19 protein-coding genes are annotated in these 25397 nt (G+C 75.3%); 12 read left to right on the top strand and 7 right to left on the bottom strand.

What is annotated here, in order from left to right; all coding sequences use genetic code 11:
• Positions 1-159 precede the first annotated feature (159 nt).
• Positions 160-648, bottom strand: a complete 489-nt coding sequence (locus ACWGB8_RS27310; protein ID WP_452216262.1) for a glutathione peroxidase — start codon at positions 646-648, stop codon at positions 160-162.
• Positions 649-969: 321 nt separating this feature from the next.
• Between ACWGB8_RS27310 and ACWGB8_RS27305 the strand changes: the two genes are divergently transcribed.
• The 4 genes from ACWGB8_RS27305 (at position 970) to ACWGB8_RS27290 (ending at position 7129) form a co-directional block, all read left to right on the top strand.
• Complete coding sequence (locus ACWGB8_RS27305) at positions 970-2970, top strand: serine/threonine-protein kinase (protein ID WP_452216261.1); 2001 nt, start codon at positions 970-972, stop codon at positions 2968-2970.
• A 65-nt stretch (positions 2971-3035) separates the two neighbouring features.
• Complete coding sequence (locus ACWGB8_RS27300) at positions 3036-4025, top strand: hypothetical protein (RefSeq protein ID WP_452216260.1); 990 nt, start codon at positions 3036-3038, stop codon at positions 4023-4025.
• Positions 4026-4361: 336 nt separating this feature from the next.
• The gene (locus ACWGB8_RS27295) at positions 4362-6314 is read left to right on the top strand and encodes a serine/threonine-protein kinase (RefSeq protein ID WP_452216259.1); all 1953 of its coding nucleotides are present in this window, start codon (positions 4362-4364) and stop codon (positions 6312-6314) included.
• Positions 6315-6346: 32 nt separating this feature from the next.
• Positions 6347-7129 carry a hypothetical protein gene (locus ACWGB8_RS27290; RefSeq protein ID WP_452216258.1) on the top strand — a complete coding sequence of 261 codons (783 nt, stop codon included), beginning with the start codon at positions 6347-6349 and terminating at the stop codon, positions 7127-7129.
• A 196-nt stretch (positions 7130-7325) separates the two neighbouring features.
• Here ACWGB8_RS27290 and gcl read toward each other — a convergent pair whose 3' ends face one another.
• Positions 7326-9104, bottom strand: coding sequence for a glyoxylate carboligase (gene gcl, locus ACWGB8_RS27285; RefSeq protein WP_452216263.1), 1779 nt, complete (start codon positions 9102-9104; stop codon positions 7326-7328).
• Between the two features lie 754 nt (positions 9105-9858).
• On the opposite strand from gcl, the gene ACWGB8_RS27280 reads away from it, so the two are divergent.
• The 4 genes from ACWGB8_RS27280 to ACWGB8_RS27265 all read left to right on the top strand — a co-directional run bounded on the left by ACWGB8_RS27280 (position 9859) and on the right by ACWGB8_RS27265 (position 14516).
• Complete coding sequence (locus tag ACWGB8_RS27280) at positions 9859-11445, top strand: SulP family inorganic anion transporter (protein WP_452216257.1); 1587 nt, start codon at positions 9859-9861, stop codon at positions 11443-11445.
• A 150-nt stretch (positions 11446-11595) separates the two neighbouring features.
• The gene (locus ACWGB8_RS27275; RefSeq protein ID WP_452216256.1) at positions 11596-12177 is read left to right on the top strand and encodes a TetR/AcrR family transcriptional regulator; all 582 of its coding nucleotides are present in this window, start codon (positions 11596-11598) and stop codon (positions 12175-12177) included.
• Between the two features lie 93 nt (positions 12178-12270).
• Complete coding sequence (locus ACWGB8_RS27270) at positions 12271-13758, top strand: MFS transporter (protein ID WP_452216255.1); 1488 nt, start codon at positions 12271-12273, stop codon at positions 13756-13758.
• Positions 13755-14516: an SDR family NAD(P)-dependent oxidoreductase gene (locus tag ACWGB8_RS27265; RefSeq protein WP_452216254.1), complete on the top strand. Its 762-nt coding sequence runs from the start codon at positions 13755-13757 to the stop codon at positions 14514-14516. The genes ACWGB8_RS27270 and ACWGB8_RS27265 overlap by 4 nt, the downstream gene beginning before the upstream one ends.
• A gap of 92 nt (positions 14517-14608) precedes the next feature.
• Here ACWGB8_RS27265 and ACWGB8_RS27260 read toward each other — a convergent pair whose 3' ends face one another.
• The gene (locus tag ACWGB8_RS27260; RefSeq protein WP_452216253.1) at positions 14609-14881 is read right to left on the bottom strand and encodes a helix-turn-helix domain-containing protein; all 273 of its coding nucleotides are present in this window, start codon (positions 14879-14881) and stop codon (positions 14609-14611) included.
• Between the two features lie 191 nt (positions 14882-15072).
• On the opposite strand from ACWGB8_RS27260, the gene map reads away from it, so the two are divergent.
• Positions 15073-15840: a type I methionyl aminopeptidase gene (gene map, locus ACWGB8_RS27255; protein ID WP_452216252.1), complete on the top strand. Its 768-nt coding sequence runs from the start codon at positions 15073-15075 to the stop codon at positions 15838-15840.
• On the opposite strand, the gene ACWGB8_RS27250 is transcribed toward map, so the two are convergent.
• From ACWGB8_RS27250 to ACWGB8_RS27240, 3 genes are all read right to left on the bottom strand, one after another.
• A complete protein-coding gene (locus ACWGB8_RS27250; RefSeq protein ID WP_452216251.1) occupies positions 15827-16399 on the bottom strand; it encodes a hypothetical protein in 573 nt (190 codons plus the stop codon). The two genes, map and ACWGB8_RS27250, sit on opposite strands and share 14 nt — an antisense overlap.
• A gap of 165 nt (positions 16400-16564) precedes the next feature.
• On the bottom strand, positions 16565-17488 hold the full coding sequence (locus ACWGB8_RS27245) for a hypothetical protein (protein ID WP_452216250.1): 924 nt from the start codon (positions 17486-17488) through the stop codon (positions 16565-16567).
• Positions 17485-18492, bottom strand: a complete 1008-nt coding sequence (locus tag ACWGB8_RS27240) for an SPFH domain-containing protein (protein WP_452216249.1) — start codon at positions 18490-18492, stop codon at positions 17485-17487. Before ACWGB8_RS27240 ends, ACWGB8_RS27245 begins: the two co-directional genes overlap by 4 nt.
• Before the next feature lie 139 nt (positions 18493-18631).
• On the opposite strand from ACWGB8_RS27240, the gene ACWGB8_RS27235 reads away from it, so the two are divergent.
• Positions 18632-19693, top strand: coding sequence for a hypothetical protein (locus ACWGB8_RS27235; RefSeq protein ID WP_452216248.1), 1062 nt, complete (start codon positions 18632-18634; stop codon positions 19691-19693).
• A 275-nt stretch (positions 19694-19968) separates the two neighbouring features.
• Positions 19969-22194, top strand: coding sequence for a transglycosylase domain-containing protein (locus tag ACWGB8_RS27230; protein WP_452216247.1), 2226 nt, complete (start codon positions 19969-19971; stop codon positions 22192-22194).
• 101 nt (positions 22195-22295) lie between these two features.
• Here ACWGB8_RS27230 and ACWGB8_RS27225 read toward each other — a convergent pair whose 3' ends face one another.
• Complete coding sequence (locus tag ACWGB8_RS27225) at positions 22296-23600, bottom strand: glycerophosphodiester phosphodiesterase (protein ID WP_452216246.1); 1305 nt, start codon at positions 23598-23600, stop codon at positions 22296-22298.
• A gap of 304 nt (positions 23601-23904) precedes the next feature.
• Between ACWGB8_RS27225 and ACWGB8_RS27220 the strand changes: the two genes are divergently transcribed.
• A complete protein-coding gene (locus ACWGB8_RS27220; RefSeq protein ID WP_452216245.1) occupies positions 23905-25269 on the top strand; it encodes a M14 family metallopeptidase in 1365 nt (454 codons plus the stop codon).
• The last annotated feature ends 128 nt before the right edge of the window (positions 25270-25397 follow it).

Raw genomic sequence — 25397 nt, 5'->3', positions numbered from 1 at the left:
GCCCGGGGGCAGCTGCCCCCGGGCCCTCGGTGCGGCGTCCGGCGTTCGGCGGTCCGGCGCCGGCCGGGCGTCCGGCGGTCCGGTCCCGCGATCGGTGTCCGGCCCGGTACTCCGGTTTCGGCCGGCGCCCGGTCGCCGCCGTCGCGCCGGCGGAGCGGTTCAGGCCGGCAGGACGGCCTCGATCGCGGCGATCACCTCGGCCGCCTCCGGCTCGGTGCGCGGGCGGATCCGGGCGGCCACCGTGCCGTCCGGGGAGACCAGGAACTTCTCGAAGTTCCAGGACACGTCGCCCGCCTGGCCCTCGGCGTCGGCGGTGCGGGTCAGCACCTCGTACAGCGGGTGCCGGTCGTCGCCGTTCACGTCGAGCTTCTCGAACAGCGGGAAGGTCACGCCGTACGTGGTCGAGCAGAAGGTCCGGATCTCCTCGGCGCTGCCCGGCTCCTGCCCGGCGAACTGGTTGCACGGGAAGCCCAGCACGGTGAAGCCGCGACCGGCGTACCGCTCCTGCAGCCGCTCCAGGCCCGCGTACTGCGGGGTCAGGCCGCACTTGGACGCGACGTTGACCAGCAGCAGCGCCTTGCCCTTGTAGTCGGCCAGCGAGGCGGCCTCGCCGGACAGCGTGCGCAGCGGGATGTCGTACAGGCTCACGGGGTCTCCCTGGTGGTTGTCGGGGGGTGTCGCGCGGTCCTGCGAAGTTTCGCACGCGACCTTGCGGGGGCGCGCCCGGGCGGGCCCCGCGCCGCACAACCACGCCGGGTGCGCCGGTGTTCCCGGAACCGACTTCGCAGGTGAACGCCCTTCCGGGGCGAACCAGTTGCCACCGTGTGCGAAGCACCCGAATCGTGATCGACCGGCGCGTCCGGCCCGGAACCCGTTGACGACGGGGCGCGTCCCATGCACCGGTCGCCGTGCCGTAGGGTGCGTCGCCGCAGGGCCGAGCAGGGCAGTGACGGGGAGAGCGGTTTCACGATGGACGACGGCATACAGAAGAAGCACGGGGACGCGGACGGCCCCGCCGAGAACAGCACCGCCGGGGGCGGCACCGGCACGGACGGCGGCACGGACAGTCTGAGCAAGGCCGACCGCGCCGAGGCCGTGCAGGAAGCGTCGCAGGAGGCGCCGCAGGAGGCGCCGCAGCCCGTGGTGGAGGACGAGCGCCCCTGGGAGCTCCCCGACTACGAGCACGAGCAGGAGCTCGGAGCCGGCGCCAGCGGACGCGTCGTCCGGGCCCGGCACCGCGAGACCGGCACCCCCGTCGCGATCAAGTACCTGCACCGCTCGGCCGGCACCCCCGCGCTGCGCGAGGAGGCCCAGGTCCTCGCCCGGATCGACTCGCCGCACGTCACCCGGCTCTACGAGTACGTCGAGGGCGCGCGCGGCTCCGCCATCGTGATGGAGCTGGTCGACGGCATCGCGCTGCGCGGCCTGCTGCGGGAGGAGGGCGCCACCACGCCCGAGGCGGCGCTCGTCGTGCTCAAGGGCTCGCTGCTCGGCCTGGCCGCAGCACACGCGGCGGGCGTCGTCCACCGGGACTACAAGCCCGCCAACGTGCTCGTCGACTCGGCCGGCGTCTCCAAGCTGGTCGACTTCGGCATCGCGGTGCCCAGCGGCGCCGACCGGGACGTCTCCGGCACCCCCGCCTACATGGCGCCCGAGCAGTGGGCCGGACAGCCCGCCTCGCCCGCCGCCGACGTGTACGCGGCCACCGCGACGTTCTTCGAGTGCCTCACCGGCGCCCGCCCGTTCGGCGGCAGCACGCTCGCCGAACTCGCCGTCCAGCACACCGAGGCGCCCATCCCGGCCGAACAGGCCCCGGACGCCGTCCGGCCGCTCATCCTCGCCGGGCTCGCCAAGGACCCGGAGGCCCGACCCGAGGGCGCCGCGGCCCTGGTCGGCCGGCTGGAGGAGGTGGCGGTCGCCGGGTACGGGCCGCAGTGGGAGGAGAAGGGCCGCCGCGACCTCGCCGCCCTGGTCGCGCTGCTCGCCCTGCTGCTCCCCGGCGGCGGTGGCGCGGCGGGCGGCGGCACCTCGCTCGCCCACACCAGCGTGGCCGGGACCGACGCGCCGGGGGGCGCGAACGGCGCGGCCGGGTCGAGCGGCGGCGCCGCGCCCGGGACCGGAGCGGTGACCACCCCGATCCGGTACTCCGTGCCGCGGAAGGCCGCCCGCATCGGCCGCCGGGGGAAGGTGCTGGCCGGTGTCACGGCCGGCACCGTCACCCTGGCCTCGCTCGCCGGGATGGCCCTGGCCGGAGCCGCCGACGGCGACGGCCGCACGGTGGTCGGCGGCGCCTCCCCGACGGCGACCACCAACCTCGGCGCACCCACCCCCGCCGACGGGCCCTCGGCGACCGGCAGCGAGTCGGCCGGACCGAGCCCCGAGGCGAGCACCGACAGCGCCTCGCCGTCCGCGTCGCCCTCCGCCTCGGCGTCCTCCGGCTCCCCGAGCGTCGGCGCCTCGCCCACCGGCAAGACGCCCAAGCCCACCGCGACCGCCCCCGGCGGTGGCGCCCCCGGCACGGTCGCCCCGCCGGCCCCCGGCGGCGCCGCACCCGGCACCCCCGCACCGGGCACCCCCACCGCACCCCCGTCGCCGACCCTCGGCACCGCGACCCCGACCCAGACGCCTACCCCCACCGTCCGGGTCACCTCGGTGAACGTGGACTCGCTGAGCTGCTGGGGCCGGTGGAGCCTGACCAGCAACATCACCGTCGCCGCGGACGGCGCCGGCAGCAGCGGGACGCTCACGGTGAGCTGGTACCAGAGCGCGGGCGGGACGAGCAAGAAGGTGATCGTCGGGACCGAGCAGGTCCCGATCACGGCGGGCCGGGTCACCCTCACCCGCACCCACTCCTTCAGCGGTTCCACCGCCGCGGTCTGGGGCGTGCAGGTGAGCACCTCGCCGGGAGCCCTGCGGACGCCCAGGGGCTCGGCCGAGATCTCCTCCTACCTCTGCGACGTGCCGCGCTGATCCGTCGGACCCCCGGCCCCGAACCCAGCCCCGAACCCGACCGACCCCTGCTGTCTGGAGAACCCATGTCCACCCCCCGCCCCGACGCCGCGTCCCAGCCGGTCGGTGCCGAGGAGACCGTGCGCCTCGCCCCTGCCGGGCCGGGCGGCGTCGAGGAGACCGTGCGCCTCGCCCCCGCCGATGCCGGTGCGGCGGAGCAGACGGTCCGCCTTGCGCCCGCCGGGCCGGGCGACGCGGAGCAGACCGTGCGCCTCGCCCCCGCAGCTGCGGGGGCGGCCGAGGAGACCGTGCGGCTCGCACCCCCGGGAGCGGGTGCGGCCGGTGTCGATCTCGAAGCCACCGTGCGGCTGGACGGCGCGGAGCCCGCGAGTGCCACCTTCCTGGACCCGCGGGTCTGGGGCGCCCCGGCCGAGCCGGGGGAGACCCTGCCCACCACACCGACCGGCGCGGCTCCGGCCGCCCCCGGTGCCGTCGCCCCCGTCGCCGGCGTCCCCGTCCCGGTCGCCACCGCCACGCTGGGCACCACGCTGGTCGAGGACGGTCGGGACGAGCAGCCCCTCACCTCCGGCGAGCAGCTGCGGCGGTTCGGCCCCGGTGTCCCGCCGCAGGCCGCGGCCGTGTGGCACGGCGAGGCGGTGCCGGTGGAGGAGCCGCCCCGCAAGCGGCGCCGGGTCGGCCGCTGGCTGGTGCCGGTGGCCGTGCTGCTCGCGGTGCTGGCCCTGCTCTACTGGCGGTTCTCCGCGCCCGCGCTGGCGGTCACCGGGGTCGCCGTCTCCACCGATCCGGCGGGGCCGGGCTGCGGCGGCACGGCGGTGGTGACGGCCGCGGTGGACACCAACGGCGGCGCCGGCCCGCTGCGCTACCGCTGGGTGCGCAGCGACGGCACGACCTCGGGCGAGCTCGTCCAGGACGTCCGCTCCGGTACCCACCGGACGGACCTGGTGCTGCGCTGGAGCTTCGACGGCCGGGGCGAGCTGCAGAACACCGCGACCCTGGAAATCCTCTCGCCGGGCACCCGCACCTCCTCCACCACCTTCGCCTACCACTGCGCCTGACCCTGACCCCCTTCCCGGCGTGGGACCGGGCCGCCCCGCCCCGCCCCCTGCCCCGGCGCATTCGGGGTCGGGCGGGGTGGCAGCCGCGCGCGAGGGGGGCGACCGCCGCTCCGCGCGCAACCCCGTGCGCGCCTCCGCGTCCCAGCCGGTCCCGGACCCGCCCCGCGCCGGCCCCGGGCCCGCTGCCTGCGGGAACCCTCCGGGACCGTGTACGACCCGTCCGACCTGCCCCGATGTCACTCGCGCGGGGCAGGAACCGGGGCGCGTACCCGGGCGTCGAACGCATCGGCCGCCCCGCCCGCGGCGGCCCGGCCATGCCCGACGGAGGGGTTCGCGATGGCGCGGGACGAGTACGGACAGGACCACCGACCGCACGACGCGCACGACGTGCCGCAGGACCGGCGGCGGGACGCACCGCAGGACGGACCGCGGGACGCACCGCAGGACGAACTGCACGACCGGCCCGACTCCGGTGACTGGCAGTTGTCGGACTACACGCACGGCGCGCAGCTCGGCCGGGGGGCGAGCGGGCGGGTCGTCCTGGCGCACCACGACGCCACCGGCACCCCGGTCGCCATCAAGTACCTGCACCGCTCCGCGGACAACCCCGCGCTGCGCGAGGAGGCGCAGGTCCTGGCGCTGGTCGACTCGCCGCACGTCACCCGGCTCTACGAGTACGTGGAGAGCGGCCCGCACGCGGCGATCGTGATGGAGCTGGTGGACGGCATCGCGCTGCGCTCGCTGCTCCGTTCGGAGGGCGCCACCACGCCCGAGGCGGCGCTCGTCGTGCTCAAGGGCTCGCTGCTCGGCCTGGCCGCCGCCCACGCGGCCGGGCTGGTCCACCGGGACTACAAGCCCGCCAACGTGCTCGTCGACACGGAGGGCGTCTCCAAGCTGGTCGACTTCGGCATCGCCGTGCCGGCCGGGCACGACCGGGACGTCTCCGGCACCCCGGCCTACCTGGCGCCGGAGCTGTGGGCCGGGCAGCCCGCCTCCCCGGCCGGCGACGTGTACGCGGCGACCGCCACCTTCTTCGAGTGCGTGACCGGCGAGCGGCCGTTCACCGGCGCCACCAGGGAGGTGCTGGCGCTCCAGCACACCTGGGACCGGGTCCGGGACGAATTGGCGCCGGAGCCGGTCCGCGAGCTGATCCGGGCGGGGCTGGCGAAGCAGCCTGGCGACCGTCCACCGGGGGCGGCCGAGTTCGTCGCCCGGCTGGAGGCGGTCGCGCAGGCGGCGTACGGCCGGGAGTGGGAGGAGCGCGGGCGGGCCGAACTGGCCGCCCTGGTGGCCCTGCTCGCCCTGCTGCTCCCGCGCGGGGTGAAGGGCACGGGCGACGACGGTTCGATCGCGCTCGCGCACACCGAGCTGGCCGCCCCGCCGCCCGGGGCGGGCGCCTCCGCGGTGCGGAGCACCCGAAGACGGGGCGGCCTGCGGCACCGGGCGGTCCGGCAGCGGCTGACCCGCCGCACGCAGGTGGTCACCGGTCTGGCGCTCGGTGCGCTCGGGGCGGCCACGCTGGCCGGGGTCGCCCTGGCGGGGGTCGGCGGCTCCGGCCGTACGGAGCTCGGCGATCCGATGCCGTACGCGACCACCGTCCTGGGGCCGCCGACCGGTTCGCCGGGGCCGCCGGGGCCCTGGGGGTCGGCGTCCTTCGGGTCGGGGGGCGCCTCGGATTCCGCGCCGCCGCCGCCGGGGACTCCGCCCGCACCGGGCCCGTCCCCGTCGCCGTCCCCGTCCGGCAGTACGACGCAGAGCCGACCGCCGTCGCCGGGTCCGTCGCCCTCGCCCTCCCCGCGGCAGACGCGGTCCACGCCCCCGCCGCCGCCCGGTCCGACCCGGACCACCCCGCCGCCGCCGACGCCCACCACCGGGCCGACGAAGCCCACCCAGCCCCCGACGACCCCGCCGACCACGCCACCGACGACCCCGCCCACCACCCCGCCGCCGGTGCCCGTCCGGGTGGGCGTGCTGAACATCGACGCCGTCCGCTGCTACAACCGGACCGGCATGGAGGCCGACCTCAGGGCCGTCGCCTCCGGACCGCCCGGGGCCGTGCTCACCGTGGTCTGGAAGCGCCACGCGGGCGCCGGCACTCCCCGGGACACCGTCCGGCGGGAGACGCTGACGCTCGGCACCGGCACCAACCTCCGCACCGTGCGCCAGGTCTTCGGCGAGTACGGCAACCAGTACTGGTGGGCCCTGGAGATCACCACCACCCCGGCGGCCGGCACCCCGCAGACCACCTATCGGGAGCTGTACGGGCCCGACTGCTACGGACCCGGCTGATCCCACCGGCCCGCCACCTCCGGGGAGACCTGATGTCCATGCCCAGACCGGGGTACGGCCCCGACGACGAGACCTTCCGGTACGACGGCGGCGGTGCCCGGCCCGGCCCGCCGCCGCACCGGGGCGCCGAGCCCGACGACGACCCCGCGAGCGCGACCTTTCTGGATCCGACCGTGTGGTCGTCGGGCGGCCCGACGGCCCCGTACGGGCCGCCCGGGGTCGATCCGGCGGCCACCGTGCCCGCACCCGGCCCGGGGCCGGTCGCCGACCGGGCACCCGAGATCCCGCCCGGATCAGCCGCCGCCGGCCCGCCCGCCGGTCCGGGTGAGGTGCGCCGGTTCGGCCCCGGGGTGCCGCCGCGGGCCGCCGCGGCCTGGCACGGCGCGGCCCCGCCGCCGGAACCGGAGCACCGGCGCAGCCGCCGGGCGCTGCGCTGGCTGGTGCCGGCGGCCGTCCTGCTGGCGCTCCTGGCCCTGCTCGACCGCTGCCGGGCCGAACCGCCGCTGGCGGTCACCGGGGTCGCGGTCACGGTCGACCCGGCGGCCGGACCGGGCTGCGGCGGCACCGCGGTGCTGACGGCGGCGGTCGCCACCAACGGCCGGGCGGGGACGGTCCGCTATCGCTGGCTGCGCAGCGACGGGACGGCCTCCGGCGAACTGTCGCAGCCGGTGCGGGCGGGGCAGCGCCGGGTGGACGTGGTGCTGCGCTGGACCTTCGACGGGCCGGGGACGATGCGGGCGACGGCGACGGTGGAGGTCCGCTCGCCGCAGCCGCACAGCGCGGCCGCCTCCTTCACCTACACCTGCCGCCGCTGAGGTCCTGGCCCTCGGACCGGCTACGGCCGGCCGGGTGCCGGGAGCCTGAAGCGTGCCGGGCCTTCGAGGCGTGCCGGAGCCGGGAAGCCCGTCGGGGCCCGGGAAACGCGCCGGGCCCGGCCGTCCTGTGCGGGGTGCTTCACAGGACGGCCGGACCCGGGCGTTCGGGGGCCGGAGCGGCTCGGCCTCCGGGGGATCAGACCTTGAGGGTCTTGATGGCGGTCGGGGCGTGCTCCGGCAGGGTGGCGATCTCCTCGAACTCGGTGACGTCGCTCATGTCGACCGTCTTGCTCATCGCGATGTTCGTGATGCGCTCCAGGATGGCCTCGACGACGACCGGGACGCGGTGCTCGGCGGCGAGCTTCTTGGCCTCCTCGAAGGCGGCGCCGAGCTGCTCCGGGTCGGTGACGCGGATGGCCTTGACGCCCAGGCCCTCGGCGACCTTGACGTGGTCGACGCCGTAGCCGCCGAGCTCCGGGGTGTTGATGTTGTCGAATTCGAGGTTGACCTCGAAGTTGATGCCCAGGTTGCCCTGCGCCTGGCGGATCAGGCCCAGATAGGCGTTGTTGACCAGGACGTGGACGTAGGGGACCTGGTGCTGGGCGGCGACCGCCAGCTCCTCGATCATGAACTGGAAGTCGTAGTCGCCGGAGATCGCGACGATCGGGGTCTCCGGGTCCGCGGTGGCGGCACCGATGGCGGCCGGGATGGTCCAGCCGAGCGGGCCGGCCTGGCCGCAGTTGATCCAGTGGCGCGGCTTGTAGACGTGCAGGAACTGGGCGGCGGCGATCTGGGAGAGGCCGATGGTGGTGACGTAGCGGGTCTCCGGGCCGAACGCCCTGTTCATCTCCTCGTAGACGCGCTGCGGCTTGATCGGGATGTTGTCGAAGTGCGTGCGGCGCTGCAGGGTGGCCTTGCGCTCCTGGGCGGAGGCGGCCCAGGAACTGAAGTCGGGGAGGGTGCCCGCGGCCTTGAGCTCCTTGGCGATCTCGACGAACAGCTCCAGCGCGACCCTGGCGTCGGAGGCGATGCCGTAGTCCGGCGCGAAGATCTTGCCGATCTGGGTCGGCTCGATGTCGACGTGGACGAACGTGCGGCCCTTGGTGTAGGCGTCCATGTTGTAGCCGGTGTGGCGGTTGGCCCAGCGGTTGCCGATGCCGAGGACGAAGTCCGACTCCAGGAAGGTCGCGTTGCCGTAGCGGTGCGCGGTCTGGACGCCGACCATGCCGGCGGACAGCTCGTGGTCGTCCGGGATGGTGCCCCAGCCCATCAGGGTGGAGATGACCGGGACGCCGGTGAGCTCGGCGAACTCGACCAGCAGGTCCGAGGCGTCGGCGTTGATGATGCCGCCGCCGGCGACGATCAGCGGGCGCTCCGACTCCAGCAGGAAGCGGATGGCCTTCTCGGCCTGGGCGCGGGTCGCGGACGGCTTGTAGACCGGCAGCGGCTCGTAGGTCTCGGGGTCGAACTCGATCTCGGTCAGTTGGACGTCGATCGGCAGGTCGATGAGGACCGGGCCGGGGCGGCCGGAGCGCATCAGGTGGAACGCCTGCTGGAACACGCCGGGGACCTGCGCGGCCTCCAGGACGGTGGTGGCGGCCTTGGTGACGGGCTTGGCGATCGAGGCGATGTCGACGGCCTGGAAGTCCTCCTTGTGGAGCTTCGAGACCGGGGCCTGGCCGGTGATGCAGAGGATCGGGATGGAGTCCGCGATGGCCGAGTACAGGCCGGTGATCATGTCGGTGCCGGCCGGGCCGGAGGTGCCGATGCAGACGCCGATGTTGCCGGCCCGGGCCCGGGTGTAGCCCTCGGCCATGTGCGAGGCGCCCTCGACGTGGCGGGCCAGCGTGTGGTGGATGCCGCCGACGTTCTTGAGCTCGCGGTAGAAGGGGTTGATCGCGGCGCCGGGCACGCCGAACGCTTGGTCAACGCCCTCGCGCTTGAGGATCTCCACGGCCGCGGCAGCGGCGGTCATACGAGGCATCGGGGTCTCTCCTGCGTCGGCCCGTGTGGCTCGGAGGGCTCATCTCCAATTCCACGATACGGAAGAACGGTTTCTATATGCGGAAACAAAGTAGGGTCGGGCCCGGTGGGGCGTCAAGGGGGATTCAACGAAGTGTTGAAGTTCTGGGGGTGTCCGGCCAGGCTGCCACGACCTGCGCCGATGCTCCAGGCGCGCTTCCTCCAGTGCGCCGGCCCGCTCCGCGCCACCGCCTCGTGGATTGCTGCAATGGCGTCCGGGTGGATGCGGTTCGTATACCTGCCCGTCCGGCGAACTGGTGTGCCCGTCGAGCACGCGGATTCGGGCCCGGAAGCGGAGCCGGTGTGCCGCCGGAGTGAAGGGACGGTGCCCGGGCTTGGCCGCCGACCGGCCGCCGGTTACCGTCGGTGGCACGCCGGGCCGTCATGATTGTCATTCTCAACTAGGGCCGTGGCAGGGGGATTTGGGATCGACCGGGGGCGGGGGGACGCCGGCGGTCACGCCCCGCCCAGGGCCGGCGAGCCCGTTCCGTCGTCACCGGACCGGCGGGCCCGCCCCCGGTCGGACCCGACCCGCCTCCGACGCCCCGACGGCCGCCCGCGTCACCCGGACGCCCGTCGCCCCGTTGTCGCCCCTGCAGGCCGTCCACCCCGTGGGCCGTCCACCCCGTGCGAATCCCGCGGCCGGCCGCGCCGTCCCCACCACCTGCGCGTCCGCGGGCAGCCGACGCGCGAAAGGAACCGCCGCCATGCACCCTGCCAAGAGCCCGCCGGGCCGCCCCCGCCGCAACCCCCCGCCCGGCCGTCCCCGCCTCCGTCGCGTCGTCCGCGCCCGCAACCCCGTCGTCCTCGCGCTGCGCCCGCTGCGCGCCGTCCCGTGGAAGTGCGACCTGCCCGCCTCGCTGGTGGTCTTCCTGGTCGCCGTGCCGCTCTGCGTCGGCGTCGCGGTCGCCTCGGGCGTGCCCGCCGAACTCGGACTGGTCACCGGCATCGTCGGCGGGCTGGTCGTCGGATCGCTGCCCGGGAGCAGCCTCCAGGTCAGCGGCCCCGCCGCCGGGCTCACCGTGCTCGTCCTGGAGGCCGTCCAGCAGTTCGGCCAGGCCGCCCTCGGGGTGCTCGTCCTCGCCACCGGCGTGCTCCAACTCGCCATGGGAGCCCTGCGGTTGGGCCGCTGGTTCCGGGCCATGTCGGCCTCCGTGGTGCACGGCATGCTGGCCGGCATCGGGCTGACCCTGCTCTCCGGGCAGCTCTACGCGATGGCCGACCGCCGGGCCCCGGCGACCGGCCCGGAGAAGATCGCCGGACTCCCCGCGCTGCTGCACGACGTGCTCACCGGCGCCGCCGCCGGCACCGCCGTCCTGGTCGGCGCCGGCACCCTGCTGGTCCTGCTGCTCTGGAAGCACCTGCCCGCCCGCGCCCGGCTGCTGCCCGCCCCGCTCGCCGCCGTCGGCCTGGCCGCCGCCGCGACCGCCCTCGGCGACCTGCCGGTGGCGCGGGTCCGGGTGGAGGGGCTGCTCGACGTGGTCGCGTTGCCCGACGGCGACGCCTTCGGAGTGCTGACCGGTGCGGCCGGGCTCGGCACCCTGCTCGCCTTCACCCTGATCGCCTCCGCCGAGACCCTGTTCAGCGCCGCCGCCGTGGACCGGATGCACCACGGCCCGCGCACCGACTACGACCGCGAACTGGCCTCCCAGGGCGTCGGCAACACGCTCTGCGGGCTGCTCGGCGCGCTGCCGATGACGGCGGTGATCGTCCGCAGCGCGGCCAACGTCCATGCGGGCGCCCGCACCAAGGCCTCGCGGGTGCTGCACGGTGCCTGGCTGCTGCTGTTCGCCGCCCTGCTGCCCGCCGCCCTCGGGCTGATCCCGCTGGCCGCGATCGCCGCCGTCCTGGTGCACGCCGGCGCCAAGCTCGTCCCGGTGCGCCACCTCGCCGGCCTGGCGCGCGAGCACCGCGGCGAGGCGGTCGTCCTGGTCGTCACGGCGGTCGCGATCATCGCCACCGACCTGTTCGAGGGGGTGCTGCTCGGCGTCGTCCTGGCGGTGGTCAAGTCCGCCTGGCAGACCTCGCAGCTGCAGATCGGCGTGGACGAGGCCCCGGGCACGGTCGACGGCCTGCGGGTGCGGCTCAGCGGCAACGCGACCTTCCTGCGGCTGCCCCGGCTTCTGGACACCCTGGAACGGCTGCCGGGCGACCGCCCGGTGGAACTGGACTGGTCCGGACTGCGCCACCTGGACCATGCCTGCACGGTCGCGCTCACCACCTGGGCGGCCCAGCACCGGGCCCGCAGCAGTGCACCGCTCGCGGTCGAGCCGCCCCTGCCGACCGAGGCCTGAGCCGGGGCCGGGCGGCCCGCCCCGCCCCGGGGGAGGACCGCCCGGCGGCTCCCGGGCCGCCCCGATCCCCGGGCGGCCCGGTGCGGGGCGGCCCGCGAGGGGGCGGGGGGATTCTTGACCGATCGATCTGGATAAGCGTAGGGTCCAGTCATGGCACGGACCAAGGAATTCGACCCGGACGCCGCCCTGCAGTCGGCCCTGGAGCTGTTCTGGCGGCGCGGCTACGAGGCGACCTCGATGGCCGACCTGGTCGAGGAGCTGGGCATCGCCCGGGCCAGCATCTACGGCACCTTCGGCAGCAAGCGCGAACTGTACCTGCGGGCGCTGGAGCGCTACGGGGAGCTGAACGAGCCCCTCCTGCTGGCCGAGCTCTCGCAGCCGGGGCCGGTGCTGCCCGCCGTGCGCGGGCTGGTCCGCCGGTACGCCGCCGAGTCGGCCGAGGACAGTCTGAAGCGGGGCTGCTTCATCGCCAACACGGCGGTCGAACTCGCCCCGCACGACCCGGTGGTGGCGCGTCGGGTGGAGACCAGCTGGGGCTGTCTGGAGACCATGCTCAGTGGCGCCCTGGTGCGTGCCGGGGCGCAGGGGGAGCTGCCGGCCGGCCGCGACCCGCAGGCGCTGGCGCGGATGCTGGTGGTGCTGCTGCAGGGGATGCGGGTGGTCGGCAAGACCGGCGAGGGGGCGGTCCGGCTGCGGGACGCGGCCGAGACGGCGCTCGCGCTGCTGGACTGACCGGTCCGGCCGGTCCGGCGTTCGCCGGTTCTCCGTCCTGGGCTCCTGCTGCCCTGATATTGGACCGAACGGTAATTATAGTTGGGGGGACTCATGCCTGCGGACCTCATGGCCGCGGACCTCGCGCCCGCGGACTTCATACCCGCGGACCTTGCGCCCGGACGAACGGGCTCCGCCGTGCGGGCCGGCTTCGCCGTGCTCGGCGCCGTCCAAGCGGTCCTGATCTTCACGATCATGATCCTCTCGGTGCCCCTGCCCCTGGTGGCCCGCGAGTTCGGGCTCGGCCCCTCCGGCGTCCTGCTGATCAGCGCCGCCTACGGGCTCTCGTTCAGCTCGCTGCTGCTGCTCGGCGGCCGGCTCGCCGACCGGCACGGCGGACGCCGACTGCTGCGGATCGGCCTCGCCGTCCTCGCCGCCGCCTCCGTCCTGGCCGCCCTCGCCCCCGGCTACGCCACCCTGCTCGCCGCACGCCTCGCCCAGGGCGTCGGCGCCGCCCTCGCCGCACCCGCCGCCGTCGCCGTCGTCCGCGCGCTCCTCCCCGAACCCGCCGCCTACGGACGCGCCATGGCCGGCTGGGGCGGACTCTCCGTCCTCGGCGCGACCTGCGGCAACCTGCTCTCCGGGGTGGTCGCCGCCTGGACCACCTGGCGCTGGCTGTTCGCCGTCCCGATCCTGGTCGCCGCCGCGGCACTCGCCCTCTCCGGACGGCTGCTCCCGGCCGCCCGGCCCGCGCCCGGCGACCGCACCGACCGCCCCCGCCCGCTCGACCTGCCCGGCGCCGCACTCGCCGCCACCGGCATCTGCGCCCTCAGCCTCGGCCTGGTCCAGTACGGCGAACACCCCTGGCGCGAGCCGGCCGTCCTGGCCCCGCTGCTCCTCGGCGGCCTGCTGCTGACCGGCTTCGCCGCCGTCGAACGCCGGGCACCCGACCCGCTGCTCCCGGCCGGCTTCCTCGCCGACCGCACCCGGGCCACCGCCCTGCTCGCCGTCATGGCCACCGCCGCCGGCACCGCCCTCGGCTTCCTGCTGATCGCCCTCTACCTCCAACAGGTCCGCGGACACGGCCCGTTGGCCACCTCGGCCGCCTTCGTCCCGTACGCCGCCGTCCTGCTGGCCGCCGGACGCGCCGCCGGACCGCTGATCGCCCGGTACGGCGCCCGCCCGGTCACCGCCGCCGGACTCGCCGTCGCCGCCCTCGGGTCGGCCGTGCTCGCCCGGCTCGACCCGGCCACCCCGTACACCACCGGACTGCTGCCCGGACTCCTGCTGCTGCCCGCCGGCGCCGCGCTCTCCTTCGCCGGAGCGGCCGTCCTGGCCACCGCCGGAGTCCCGCAGCACCGCACCGGCCTCGCCGCCGGACTGCTCAACACCGCGATGGAACTCGGCCCGACCACCGTGCTCGCCGCCCTGATGGCGCTCGCCGCCACCCGCCCCAGCGTCGTCGGGGGCTACGCCGCCGCCTTCGCCGCCGCGGCGGCCGGGCTGGCGCTCACCGCGGTGGCCGTCGCCGTCCTCGCCCGACCCGCAACCCGTCCCGTCCGCACCGAAGTTCACCACCACCACAAGGAGTACCGCTCATGACCGCGCGCTTCACCGGCCGGACCGTCCTCGTCACCGGCGCCGGCTCCGGAATCGGCCGGGGCATCGCCCTCGCCTTCGCCCGCGAAGGGGCCGCCGTCGCCGTCGCCGGACGCACCGGCGCCAAGCTCGCCGAGACCGTCGCCCTCATCGAGGCCGAGGGCGGTCGGGCCGCGGCCGTCGTCGCCGACGTCACCCGGGGCGAGGACGCCGCCCGGCTGGTCCGCGAGGTGGTCGCCGAGTTCGGCCGCCTGGACGTCGCCGTCAACAACGCCGGCGTCCTCGCCGCCATCGGGCCCGTCGCCGACATCGAGGAGGACGACTGGCGGCACATCCTCGACACCAACCTCACCGGCACCTGGCTCGCCATGAAGCACCAGATAGCCCACCTGCGGGCCAACGGCGGCGGCGCCGTCGTCAACATCTCCTCCAACCTCGGCACCCACGTGCGGGTGGGCAACCTCGGTGCGTACGCCGCCACCAAGGCCGCCCTGACCGTCCTCACCCGCGCCGCGGCCCGCGACCACATCGCCGACGGCGTGCGGATCAACACCGTCAGCCCCGGCCCGGTCGACACCCCGATGTCCTCGCTGCCCGGGGAGAGCGCCGCCGACAAGAACGACCGGATGAAGGGCTCCGTCCCGGTCGGCCGGGCCGGGGCGGTCGAGGAGATCGCCGCCGCCGTCCTCCACCTCGCCTCCGACGAGGCCGGCTACACCGTCGGCGCCGACCTCGTCCTCGACGGCGGCATCACCGCCTGAACGGGGCCCGCGGGCCCGCCACCGACACCACGACGCCGCCCCTTCGGCCGGGGCGGCGTCGTCCGTGTGCCCGTGTGTCCGCGGGGTGCCGATCAGGCGGACAGCGCCTCCGGGCCCTCCTCGGGGAGGGTGCACGCGGCGACCAGGTCGTCCAGCGAGAGGCCCAGCGCATGGGCCAGTGCGGCGACGGTGAAGAAGGCCGGGGTCGGGGCGCGGCCGGTCTCGATCTTGCGCAGGGTCTCCGACGAGACGCCCGCCACGGCGGCCACCTCCACCATGCTGCGCTCACCGCGCGCCTCGCGCAGCAACGCACCGAAGCGCTCGCCGCGCTCACGCTCCCAAGGAGTCAGCGGAGTCCTCACCATGCCCCGATCGTAGCGCCGCCCGCAGCCCGGGGGTTCCGTTCCGCCCCGCTGCGCGGCGGCCCCGCCCGCCGCGCCCGGGGTCGCTACCCCGCCCGCGCCGCCAGCCCGCTCGCCGCGCGGCGGCACCAGCAGCTCTCGACCGTGATAGAAATACCGGTATAAGAATTGGGTACCCGGAGGGAGTCACAGGCATGGTCGAGCTCAAGTCGCCGAGCGCGCTCGCTGCGATGCGGGAGGCGGGGCGGGTGGTCGCGCAGGCGCTGGCCGCGGTGGAGGCGGCGGCGGGGGTCGGGGTGAGCCTGCTGGAGCTGGACGAGGTGGCGCGCGGGGTGCTGCGGGCGGCCGGGGCGTCCTCGCCGTTCCTGGGCTACCGGCCCTCGTTCGCACCGGTGCCGTTCCCGGCGGTGATCTGCGCCTCCGTCAACGACGCCGTGGTACACGGGATCCCGGACGGCCGGCGGCTGCGCGACGGCGACCTGGTCAGCATCGACTGCGGCGCCGTCCTGGACGGCTGGGCCGGCGACGCGGCCGTCAGCTTCGTCGTCGGCACCCCGCGTCCGGCCGACCTCGCCCTGATCGACGCGGCCCGCCGGGCCCTGGCGGCCGGTATCGCCGCGGCGGTGGTGGGCAACCGGATGGGCGACATCTCGCACGCGATCTCCTCCGTCGCCCGGGCCGGCCGCTACGGCCTGCCGGAGGGCTTCGGCGGGCACGGCATCGGCCGCCGGATGCACGAGGACCCGTCCGTCCCGAACGAGGGCCGGCCCGGCCGGGGCTACCCGCTGCGGCCGGGCCTGGTGCTGGCCGTCGAGCCGATGCTCATGGCGGGCGGCGGCTCCGACTACCTCACCGACGCCGACGGCTGGACGCTGCGCACCACGGACGGCTCCCGCGCCGCCCACGTCGAGCACACGGTGGCGATCACCGAGGACGGCCCGCGCATCCTCACGCTGCCGTGAGCCCGGCCGGACCGGTCGGCCGCACGCCCGCCGAGGGCCGTCCGCAGCGCCGCCGGTAGTAGGCGAAGGTGAGGGCGAGCACCAGCGGTCCCCAGAGCGCGAACAGGCCGGTGACCGCCACGGCGAGCCCCTGCCACCAGGGGCCGGTCCAGCCGACGTCCTCGAAGCCGGCCAGGCCGAAGGTGGTGAGTACCCAGTCGACGGAGAGCGCGGTGAGGGCGAGCCCGGCCAGCGCGGCCGGGACGATCACCGCGGCGGGCGGGATGCGGCGCCCGCGCAGGACCGGCACGCGCGGCGACACGGTCTCGCCCCAGGGCTGCACCAGGGCGCCGCAGAGCAGCCCGAACACCTCGGAGAGGACGCTGAGCGCCAGGACGTACGGCACGGTGATCCAGAGCGGCTGGGCGATCGGCGGCAGGTCCATGCCCATGGTGGAACCGAACCCGATCGGCAGCCGCCAGAGGCAGACCGGCAGGCCGAGCCAGGGGATGGCGCGGGCGGTGGCCGTCGCCCAGCGGGGCGCGGGGGTGCGGGTCGTGGCGGCTGCGGTGATCTCCATGCGTCCAGCCTCCCGGGGCCGGCCGCTGGGCGGATCGTGCCGCGGGGCGATCCGCCTCCCCCGGCGGGGTGAGCCGCTCGGGGACGGGATCGGCCCAGAGGTCGGTGCCGCTCGGGGACGGGATCGGCCCCGGCGGACGGAGGCCGGTGCCGCCCGGCGACGGGTTCAGCCCAGCAGGCGGAGGCGTTCTGCGGCGGGGCCGATTCGCAGGGTCTGGCCCCAGGAGAGGTCGAGGGCGTCGCTCTCGATGCCGTCCCCGAAGGCGACCAGGTGGTCGGACTCCACGGTGAGGACGAGCCGGCGGCCGTCGTCGAGCCGGCCGTGGACCCGGGCGGTCCCGGTGGCGGGGGAGGGCCAGGCCTCGCGGACGAACCAGGCGAGCGCGGCGTCGGTGGGTGCGGGCAGGGCGATCGGGCCGCCGCGTTCGAGCCAGGCGGAGCGGCACCAGCCGGTGGCGCCCGTCCCGGTGCCGACCAGCACCCCGGAGGAGGCCTGCGCCTCGGGGGCGTCGGCGCGCTCGCCCGGTCCGCCCGCGGCGTCGACCGAGAGCCGGTAGCGGGCGGTCTGGTGGCCGGCCTGGCCGACGTACACCTCGTTGAGGGCGAGCAGCCGCTGGGTGTCGTCCGCGACGGCCTCGACCATGGTGCGCTCCTCGACGTGGCCGGCGCCGCTGCGGGCGACGGCGGCGGGCAGCAGGGCGGCGAGGGCGTCGGCGCGGTGCCGGACCAGGACGCCGGGGTTGCGGCCGGGGTCGGCGTCGACGCCGACGACGGGCTGGCCGGCCAGGTACTTGGCGGCGTTGGCGACCAGCCCGTCCTGGCCGACGACGACCACCACGTCCTCGGGTTCGAAGAGGAAGCGCGGCAGGTCGGCCCGTTCGACCCGGGTGCGCCGCCAGTCGAGCGGGACGGCCGCCGCGGCGGCGGCGAGCGCCCCGGCCTGCCGGCGGTGGCGCTGCTCGACCTCGGTGAGGTCGCGCCCGCGCGAGGAGAGGAAGAAGGCGGCCTGGCCGGGGGTGCCGTGGTGGGCGATCAGTTCCTCGTACTCGGTGCGGCGGTGGACGAGGACGGCCCGGGGTGCGAGGGTCACCGGTCGGCCGCCGGCCGGCCGAGCTTGGCGAGCAGCCCGGTGAGCACGTCGGGGGTCAGGGTGACGCTGTCGATGGCGGGCAGGTGCTCGGCGAAGCGCATCAGGGCGAGCGAGCGCAGCACGGCGGGGTCGGCCTGCTGGTGGGCGGCGAGCCAGGCGGCCTCGGCGGCGGCGCGGGCGTCGCCGAGTGCGCGGGCGGCCTCGGCCTCGGCGGTGGCGAGCCGGGTGCGGCGTTCGGCCTCGGCCTCGGTGCGGACGCGGTCGGCGACGGCCTTCTCCTCGGCCTCCAGGCGGCTGTTGGCGCCCTGCTGGGCGAGCAGTTGCTCCTCGCGGCGGGCGAGTTCGATCCGGTTGGCGAGTTCGTTCTCGGCGATGCCGCGCTCGTGCTCGACGGCGACGGCGCGCCGTTCGAAGGTGGCGCGGTCGGCCTCCTGCTGGACGCGTTCCCGGGCGGGGGTGCGCAGGGCGCGTTCGACCTCGGGCTCGGGGCGCAGGGCGACGACGCGGACGGCGATGACGGCGATCCCGGTCTCGGTGATGCGCGGTTCGTCGGCGAGTCCGGAGGCCATCCGCTCGCGGACGGCGGCGACGCCGTCGACGAGGGCGGTGGCGAGCGGGGTGCGGGCGAGCAGTCCGAGGGCGTGCTGCTGGGCGGTCTCGGTGAGCAGGGTGGCGAGCTGGTCGAGCGGGGCGGCGCGCCAGGCGCCGGTGTCGGGGTCGATACCGAAGTCGACGCGGGCGGCGGCGACGGCGGGTTCGGTGATCCGGTAGGTGAGGGTGGCCTGCACCGTGACGTCCTGGTAGTCGGAGGTGCGGGCGTGGAACAGCATGGCCAGCTCGCGGTCGTCGACCGGTACTTCGGAGAGGGCGGCGGTGAGCGGGCGGAACCAGAACGCCAGGCCGGCGCCGTCGTGGGCGACCTTGCCCCGGCTGAGGTGGCGGATGTGGGCGGTGGGGACGGCGCGCAGGTGGCGCAGTCCGAAGCGCTTGGTGATGTCGGCCATGGTGGAGCCCCCTTTTCGTCACTACGACGATATTGCGCCCGCCCTGTTCTCGTCAAGCTGACGAGAACCCGGGGCGGCGCAGCGGCCCCCGCCGCCGTGGCAGGATCGCCGTGTGCGGAGGGAGCGGAGGATGCCGGGGATGCCGAGCCGAGGAACGACCCTGCGGGCCGCGACGGCGGCCCTGCTCGCGGCCGTCTGCACCGTGCTGCCCGCCGCGCCGCCCGCCCGCGCCGCCGGTCCGGCCGGGACGCTGTTCACCATCGCGGACCCGCGGATCACCGAGTCCAGCGGCCTCGCCGCGAGCATCCGCCACCCCGGCGTCCACTGGACCCACAACGACAGCGACGACGGCCCGTGCGTCTACGGCGTCGACGCCACCGGCCGGACGGTCGCCCGGCTCACCCTGCGCGGGGTGCAGCCCCGCGACGTCGAGGCGATCTCCACCGGCCCGGACGGCCGGCTCTACCTCGGCGACATCGGCGACAACCTCGGCGGCAAGTGGCCCGAGGTGTGGATCTACGCCTTCGCCGAGCCCGCCGAACTGCGCGACCAGACCGTCGACACCGTCCGCTACAAGGTCCGCTACGAGGACGGCCCGCGCGACGCCGAGGCCCTGATGGTGCACCCGGTCACCGGGCGGGCGTACATCGCCAGCAAGAACCAGGGCGGCGGCGCCCTCTACCAGGGGCCGGAGAAGCTCGCCGCCACCGGCGTCAACACCTTCCGGCGGATCGCCGACGCGCCCTGGGTCACCGACGGCGCGTTCTCCCCGGACGGCACCCGGCTGGTGCTGCGCGGCTACTTCTCCGCCACCCTCTACCGCTGGCGGGACGGCGCGCCCGCCCGGCTCGCCGCGCTCACCGCGCCCTTCCAGCGCCAGGGGGAGTCCGTCAGCTTCTCCGCCGACGGCCGCGCCGTGCTGTACGGCACCGAGGGCAAGGGCAGCGAGGTGTGGCGCGCACCGCTCGCCGACGACCAGCTCCCGGACACCGTCCGGCCGACCGCCGAACCGCCCGCCCCCTCGGCCGCCCCGGGCGCGGCCGCCGGCACCGCCACCCCCGGCGCGGGCCAGGGCTCCGCTGCGGGCGGCGCCGCGGCCGACTCCTCGGACGGCCCCTCCGACCGGGCGGTGGGCGTGGTCTTCCTGCTCGCCGTGGTGCTCGCGGTGTTCGGCCTGCGGAAGCGGAAACGCAGTTCCTGACGCGCGTCCGGCGGTGCGCACCGCGCCTTCGGCAGGGTGCGACGGGTCCGTTCCGACCTCGGGAGAGCCGTCCCGGGGCGGCGACACCCCGTCCGGGACCGAGCTGTCGCAGAGTTGTGACAAACCTCGACGAACACCCGTCCCACGGCCGGGACCTGCGGACGTAGTGTGCCTCCATGCCACCGACGCGCTCCATACCGCCCCAGGGCCCGGGCGATACCTGGGTCCCACGTCCCCGGCGCCGTGAAACCCCGCTCGCGCTGGTGGGCCACGGCGTGAAGTTCCTCGGTTACAGCACGCTCGCGGGCGTCCTGCTCGCCGGCCTCGCGCTGCCGGCGGCCGGCGCGCTCGGGCTCACCGCCAAGAGCGGCGTGGAGAGCTTCGAGGACATCCCCTCCGACTTCAAGGCCCCGCCGCTGCCGCAGGCCACCACCATCTACGACGCCAAGGGCGGCCTGATCGCCACCGTCTGGGAGCGCAACCGCAAGGTCCTGACCGCCGAGGAGATGGGCCCCACGATCCGGCAGGCCCAGGTCGACATCGAGGACGCCCGCTTCTACGAGCACGGCGCCGTCGACCTCAAGGGCGTACTGCGCGCGATATCGAAGAACGCCGAGAGCGGGGCCACCGTCCAGGGCGCCTCGACGCTCACCCAGCAGTACGTGAAGAACGTCCACGTGGAGATGGCCGGGGACGACAAGGAGGCCGTGCTCGCGGCGCAGCGCAAGACCCTCGGCCGCAAGATCCAGGAGCTGAAGTACGCCATCAAGCTGGAGGAGGAGCTGACCAAGGACCAGATCCTCACCAACTACCTGAACATCACCTACTACGGCAACCAGTCCTACGGCATCGAGGCCGCCGCGCAGCGCTACTTCAGCAAGAGCGCCAAGGACCTGACCGTCCCCGAGGCCGCCACGCTCGCCGGCCTGGTGCAGAACCCCACCCAGTACGACCCGCGGCAGCACCCGCAGGCCGCCCAGAAGCGCCGCGACACCGTCATCGACAAGATGGTGGAGAACAAGCACCTGACGGCGCTGCAGGCCGCGGAGGCGAAGGCCGCGCCGCTCGGCCTCAAGTACCAGGCGCCGCGCAACGGCTGCATCACCGCCAACGCCGGGATGGGCTTCTTCTGCGACTACGTGCGCCAGGTGGTCAAGCAGGACCCGGCGTTCGGCAAGAACGCCGCCGAGCGCAAGCGGCTCTGGGACCTCGGCGGCCTGAACATCCACACCACCCTGGACCCGGACAAGCAGGCCGCCGCGCAGAACGCCGTCACCCAGAAGGTCCGGGTCACCGACCAGGTGTCGGCCGCCGTGACGATGGTCCAGCCCGGCACCGGCCGGATCCTGGCGATGGCCCAGACCCGCCCCTACGGCCTGGACAAGGCCAGGAACGAGACCGTGGTCAACCTCAACGTGGACGCCGCGATGGGCGGCGGCAACGGCTTCCAGCCCGGCTCGACCTTCAAGCCGGTCGTGGCCGCCGCCGCGCTGGAGGCCGGCCTGTCGCCCACCCAGTCGTACTCCTCGCCCAACCGCCTGGACTGGCCGACCATGCGCACCTGCTCGGGCACCTGGAAGAACACCACCAAGGACCCGAAGCAGCGCAGCGTCCCCAACGAGTCGGCGAGCGAGATCGGCCCGTACGAGCTCAAGGAGGCGATGGCGCTCTCGGTCAACACCTACTTCGTGCAGATGGAGCAGGAGATCGGCCTCTGCGCCGTCAAGCAGATGGCCAACAAGCTGGGCATCTCCGGCAAGGCCAGCGGCAAGCCGCTGGAGGAGGTGCCGGCCATGGGCCTGGGCACCCAGGAGATGTCGCCGCTCACCATGGCCAACGTCTACGCGACCTTCGCCGCCCGGGGCACCCACTGCTCGCCGGTGGCGGTCACCCGGATCACCACCGTCGAGGGCCGCGAGGTGCCGGTCCCGCCGACGCAGTGCAGCCGGGCGATGTCCGAGGAGACCGCCGACGTGCTCAACACCGTGCTGCTCGGGGTCACCGAGAAGGGCGGCACCGGCCGCGACCTCAACCTCTACGACCGCCGCCAGATCGCCGGCAAGACCGGCACCACCGACGAGAAGAAGTCCGCCTGGTTCAGCGGCTACACGGCCAACCTGGCCACCTCGGTCTGGCTCGGCGGCCCCGCCGGCGGCGTGCCGATGAAGAACATCACCATCGGCGGCAAGTACCACCAGGAGGTCTTCGGCGCCACCGGCCCCGGCCCGATCTGGCAGGCCGCGATGAACCAGGCGCTGCGGGGCGTGCCGCGGGCGGACTTCCGCACCGTCCACATCCCCGACCCGCCGCCCAAGCGCGACCCGAGCTCCACCCCGGGCACCCCCGGCACGCCGGGCGCGAGCCCCGGGGGCACGCCCGGCATCCCGCCGCTGCCGGGCCGGCCCACCGACATCGCCACCTGGCCCGGCCGGCCGGGTGACACCGACCCGACCCGGCCCGGCCGCCCGACCCGGCCGACCAACACCCCGGTCGGCCGGTAGGACATGGACGAGTGCAGGCCCCGGGGGTGCGCCCCGCCCGGGGCCTGCGGTGCGTCCGGGCCTCTTTCGGGCCTCTACGGCTCAGGCCGGTGGACCCGCGCTCAGACCGCGCCCTTCGCCGCCCAGAAGTCCTGGCGGGCCAGCAGCGAGGTGTCCGCCTGGTCGGTGAAGAAGCCGTCGACGCCCTGCTCGAAGAGGTACCGCGCCCAGCCGATCGCGTCCCCGTACGCGGCCGGGTCGGTGCCGCGGCGGTGGTCCAGCGGCAGGAAGCCGTTCTCGTTGCGCACCGTGTACGGGTGCACCAGCAGGCCGGCCGCGTGCGCGTCCCGTACCAGCGTGGTCGGCGGCTGCAGCCGGCCCGTCGCGTCGACCGGCGCGACCAGCACCGTCGTCGGGCCGATCGCGTGCGCGAACGACCCGATCCAGCGCAGCCCCTCGGGCTTCACCAGGTCCGCCACCGTCCGCTTGTCCCCGGCGAGTTCGAAGTCGTACGGACGGCTGGTCGGACCGCTCAGCAGCTGCACCCGCGGGTTGTCGACCAGCTTCGCGAGCCGCTGCAGGCTGCTCGGCTCGAAGGACTGCAGGATCGCGCGCCCCTTGCGCCCCGCGAACCCGCCGCGCTTCAACTCGGCCGCCAGCCGCTCCTCCAGCGGCAGCCCGATCGAGCGGAAGTAGCTCGGGTGCTTGGTCTCCGGGTACAGCCACACGTCCCGGCCCAGCTGCCGCGAACGCTTCTGCGCGTACTCCATGACCTCGCGGAAGGTCGGCACCGGCCACCGGCCGTCGTACGGGGTGTTGCGCTGGCGCTGCTGCGGAAGCCGCTCCTTGGCCCGCAGGGTGCGCAGTTCGGCGAGTGTGAAGTCCTCGGTGAACCAGCCGGTCTGCGCCTGCCCGTCGATGGTCCTCGTCGTCCGGCGCCCGGCGAACTCGCTGCGGTCGGCCACGTCGGTGGTCTCGGCGATGTTGTTCTCGTGCCGGACCACCAGGTGGCCGTCCTTGGTCGGCACCAGGTCCTGCTCGATCACGTCCGCGCCCAGCTGCAGCGCCAGCTCGTACGCGCCGATGGTGTGCTCGGGCCGGTAGCCGCTGGCACCCCGGTGGGCGACCACCAGCGGGTGCGGCAGGCGGTCCAGCCCGGTGCCGGTGCGCACCGGCGGGCGGGTGCCCTGCGGCTGCGCCCCGCGCTCGGCGCCGTCCTCGCCCTGTCGGCCGTCGGTACCCGCCCGGCCGTCGGCCCCCGCCCGTTCGTCCTCGGACCCGCGGTCGGCGAACGCCTCGCCGGCGCCGGCCGTCGCGAGGGCCGCGGCGCCCAGTCCGGCCCCGGTGGCCCGCAGGAACCACCGGCGCGAGGCGGCGCCCTCCTCGGCGTGCGGTTCCGGGCTGCCGTCGAGCGGACGGTTCGTCATGGATGCTCCTCTGCTCGCATGTCGGTGGATGCGCTGCTGCTGGTGGTGCCGGGTGGGACGACCGCCCGCAGACTAGGAGCCCTCCGCACCCGCCGGGTGTCCGGCGGGCGAACTGCGGGAGAAGTTCCGGCCCCCGGGCGGATGTTCGACCATCGGGCGGCTCCCGGCCGTTCCTGACGCCCGTTCTCCTTCCCGATCCTCCCCACTTCTTGACGTACCCATGACATGAGAGCACCATCATGCTGGCGCGCGCCGCACCCTCCTCCCACTTCCGTGCACCACGGACCCCCACTGGAGGACAGCCATGCGCCTGTCCGGCCGCCGGGGCAAGCCGGTCGCGGTCACCGCCGCGCTGCTCGCCCTCGCCCTCGCCGCACCGCTCACCAACCAGGCCCAGGCCACCCCCGACCCCGCCCCGCCGGGCGTCGCCGTGGCCGACGACACCCCCCACCAGTACCTGATCGAAGGCCCCCGCACGGTCGCCGAACGCACCGCCCTCGCCGCCACCGGAGCCTCCGTCGACGCCGTCCGCCCCACCTCCGTCGTGGTCACCGCGACCGCCGCCGAGGCCGCCCGGCTGCGCGCCCTCGGCTGGCTCCCCGCCCGGCTGGCCGACCCCTTGCACGCCGAGGACTCGCCCGCGGGCGTCGCCGAGGCCCGGGAGGGCGTGTACGACTTCCCGTCCGCCGACTCCGGCTACCACAACTACGCGGAGGCCACCGCCGACATCAACGCCCTGGTGGCCAAGTACCCGGCCATCATGCGCAAGCAGGTCATCGGCACCACCCCCGAAGGCCGGGACATCGTCGCCGTCAAGATCAGCGACAACGTCACCGCCGACGAGGCCGAACCCGAGGTGCTCTTCACCGCCCACCAGCACGCCCGCGAGCACCTCACCGTCGAGATGGCCCTCTACCTGCTGCACGAGTTCGGCGACAAGTACGCCACCGACAGCCGGATCAGGAACGTCGTCGACACCCGCGAGATCTGGATCGTCCCCGACGTCAACCCCGACGGCGGCGAGTACGACATCGCCACCGGCCGCTACCGCAGCTGGCGCAAGGACCGCCAGCCCAACCCCGGCAGCAGCTACGTCGGCACCGACCTCAACCGCAACTGGAACTACAAGTGGGGCTGCTGCGGCGGCTCCTCCGGCTCCACCTCCAGCGAGACCTACCGGGGCAGCGCCCCCGAGTCCGCCAAGGAGGCCAAGGTCGTCTCCGACTTCGTCCGCAGCCGGGTCGTCGGCGGCAAGCAGCAGATCACCGCCGCCATCGACTTCCACACCTACAGCCAGCTGGTGCTGTGGCCGTTCGGCTGGACCACCGCCGACACGGCCACCGGCATGACCGCCGACGAGGCCAAAACCTTCGCCACCTTCGGCCGCACCATGGCCGCCACCAACGGCTACACCCCCGAGCAGTCCAGCGACCTCTACATCACCGACGGCAGCATCGACGACTGGCTGTGGGGCGTGCACAAGATCTGGGCGTACACCTTCGAGATGTACCCCGGCCCCAACGGCAGCAGCGGCTTCTACCCGCCCGACGAGATCATCCCGCGGGAGACCAGCCGCAACCGGGAGGCCGTCCTGAAGCTGCTGGAGACCGCCGACTGCCTCTACCGGGCGATCGGCAAGCAGCAGCAGTACTGCGGCATCGCCACCTGAGCCGACCCCGTCACCACCGGCGGGGGGGGCGGGGGCGCCGGACCCGCCCGCCCCCGCCCCCCGCACGGGCCCCCCCCCCCGCCCCGCACCCACCCCCGCGGGGGGGGTGTGGGGGGCCGAGGAGGCCC

This window comes from Kitasatospora sp. NPDC054939 (genome assembly GCF_053610105.1).
Note: the sequence above shows the minus strand (reverse complement) of the source record. Positions and strands in the feature narration are given on the sequence as shown.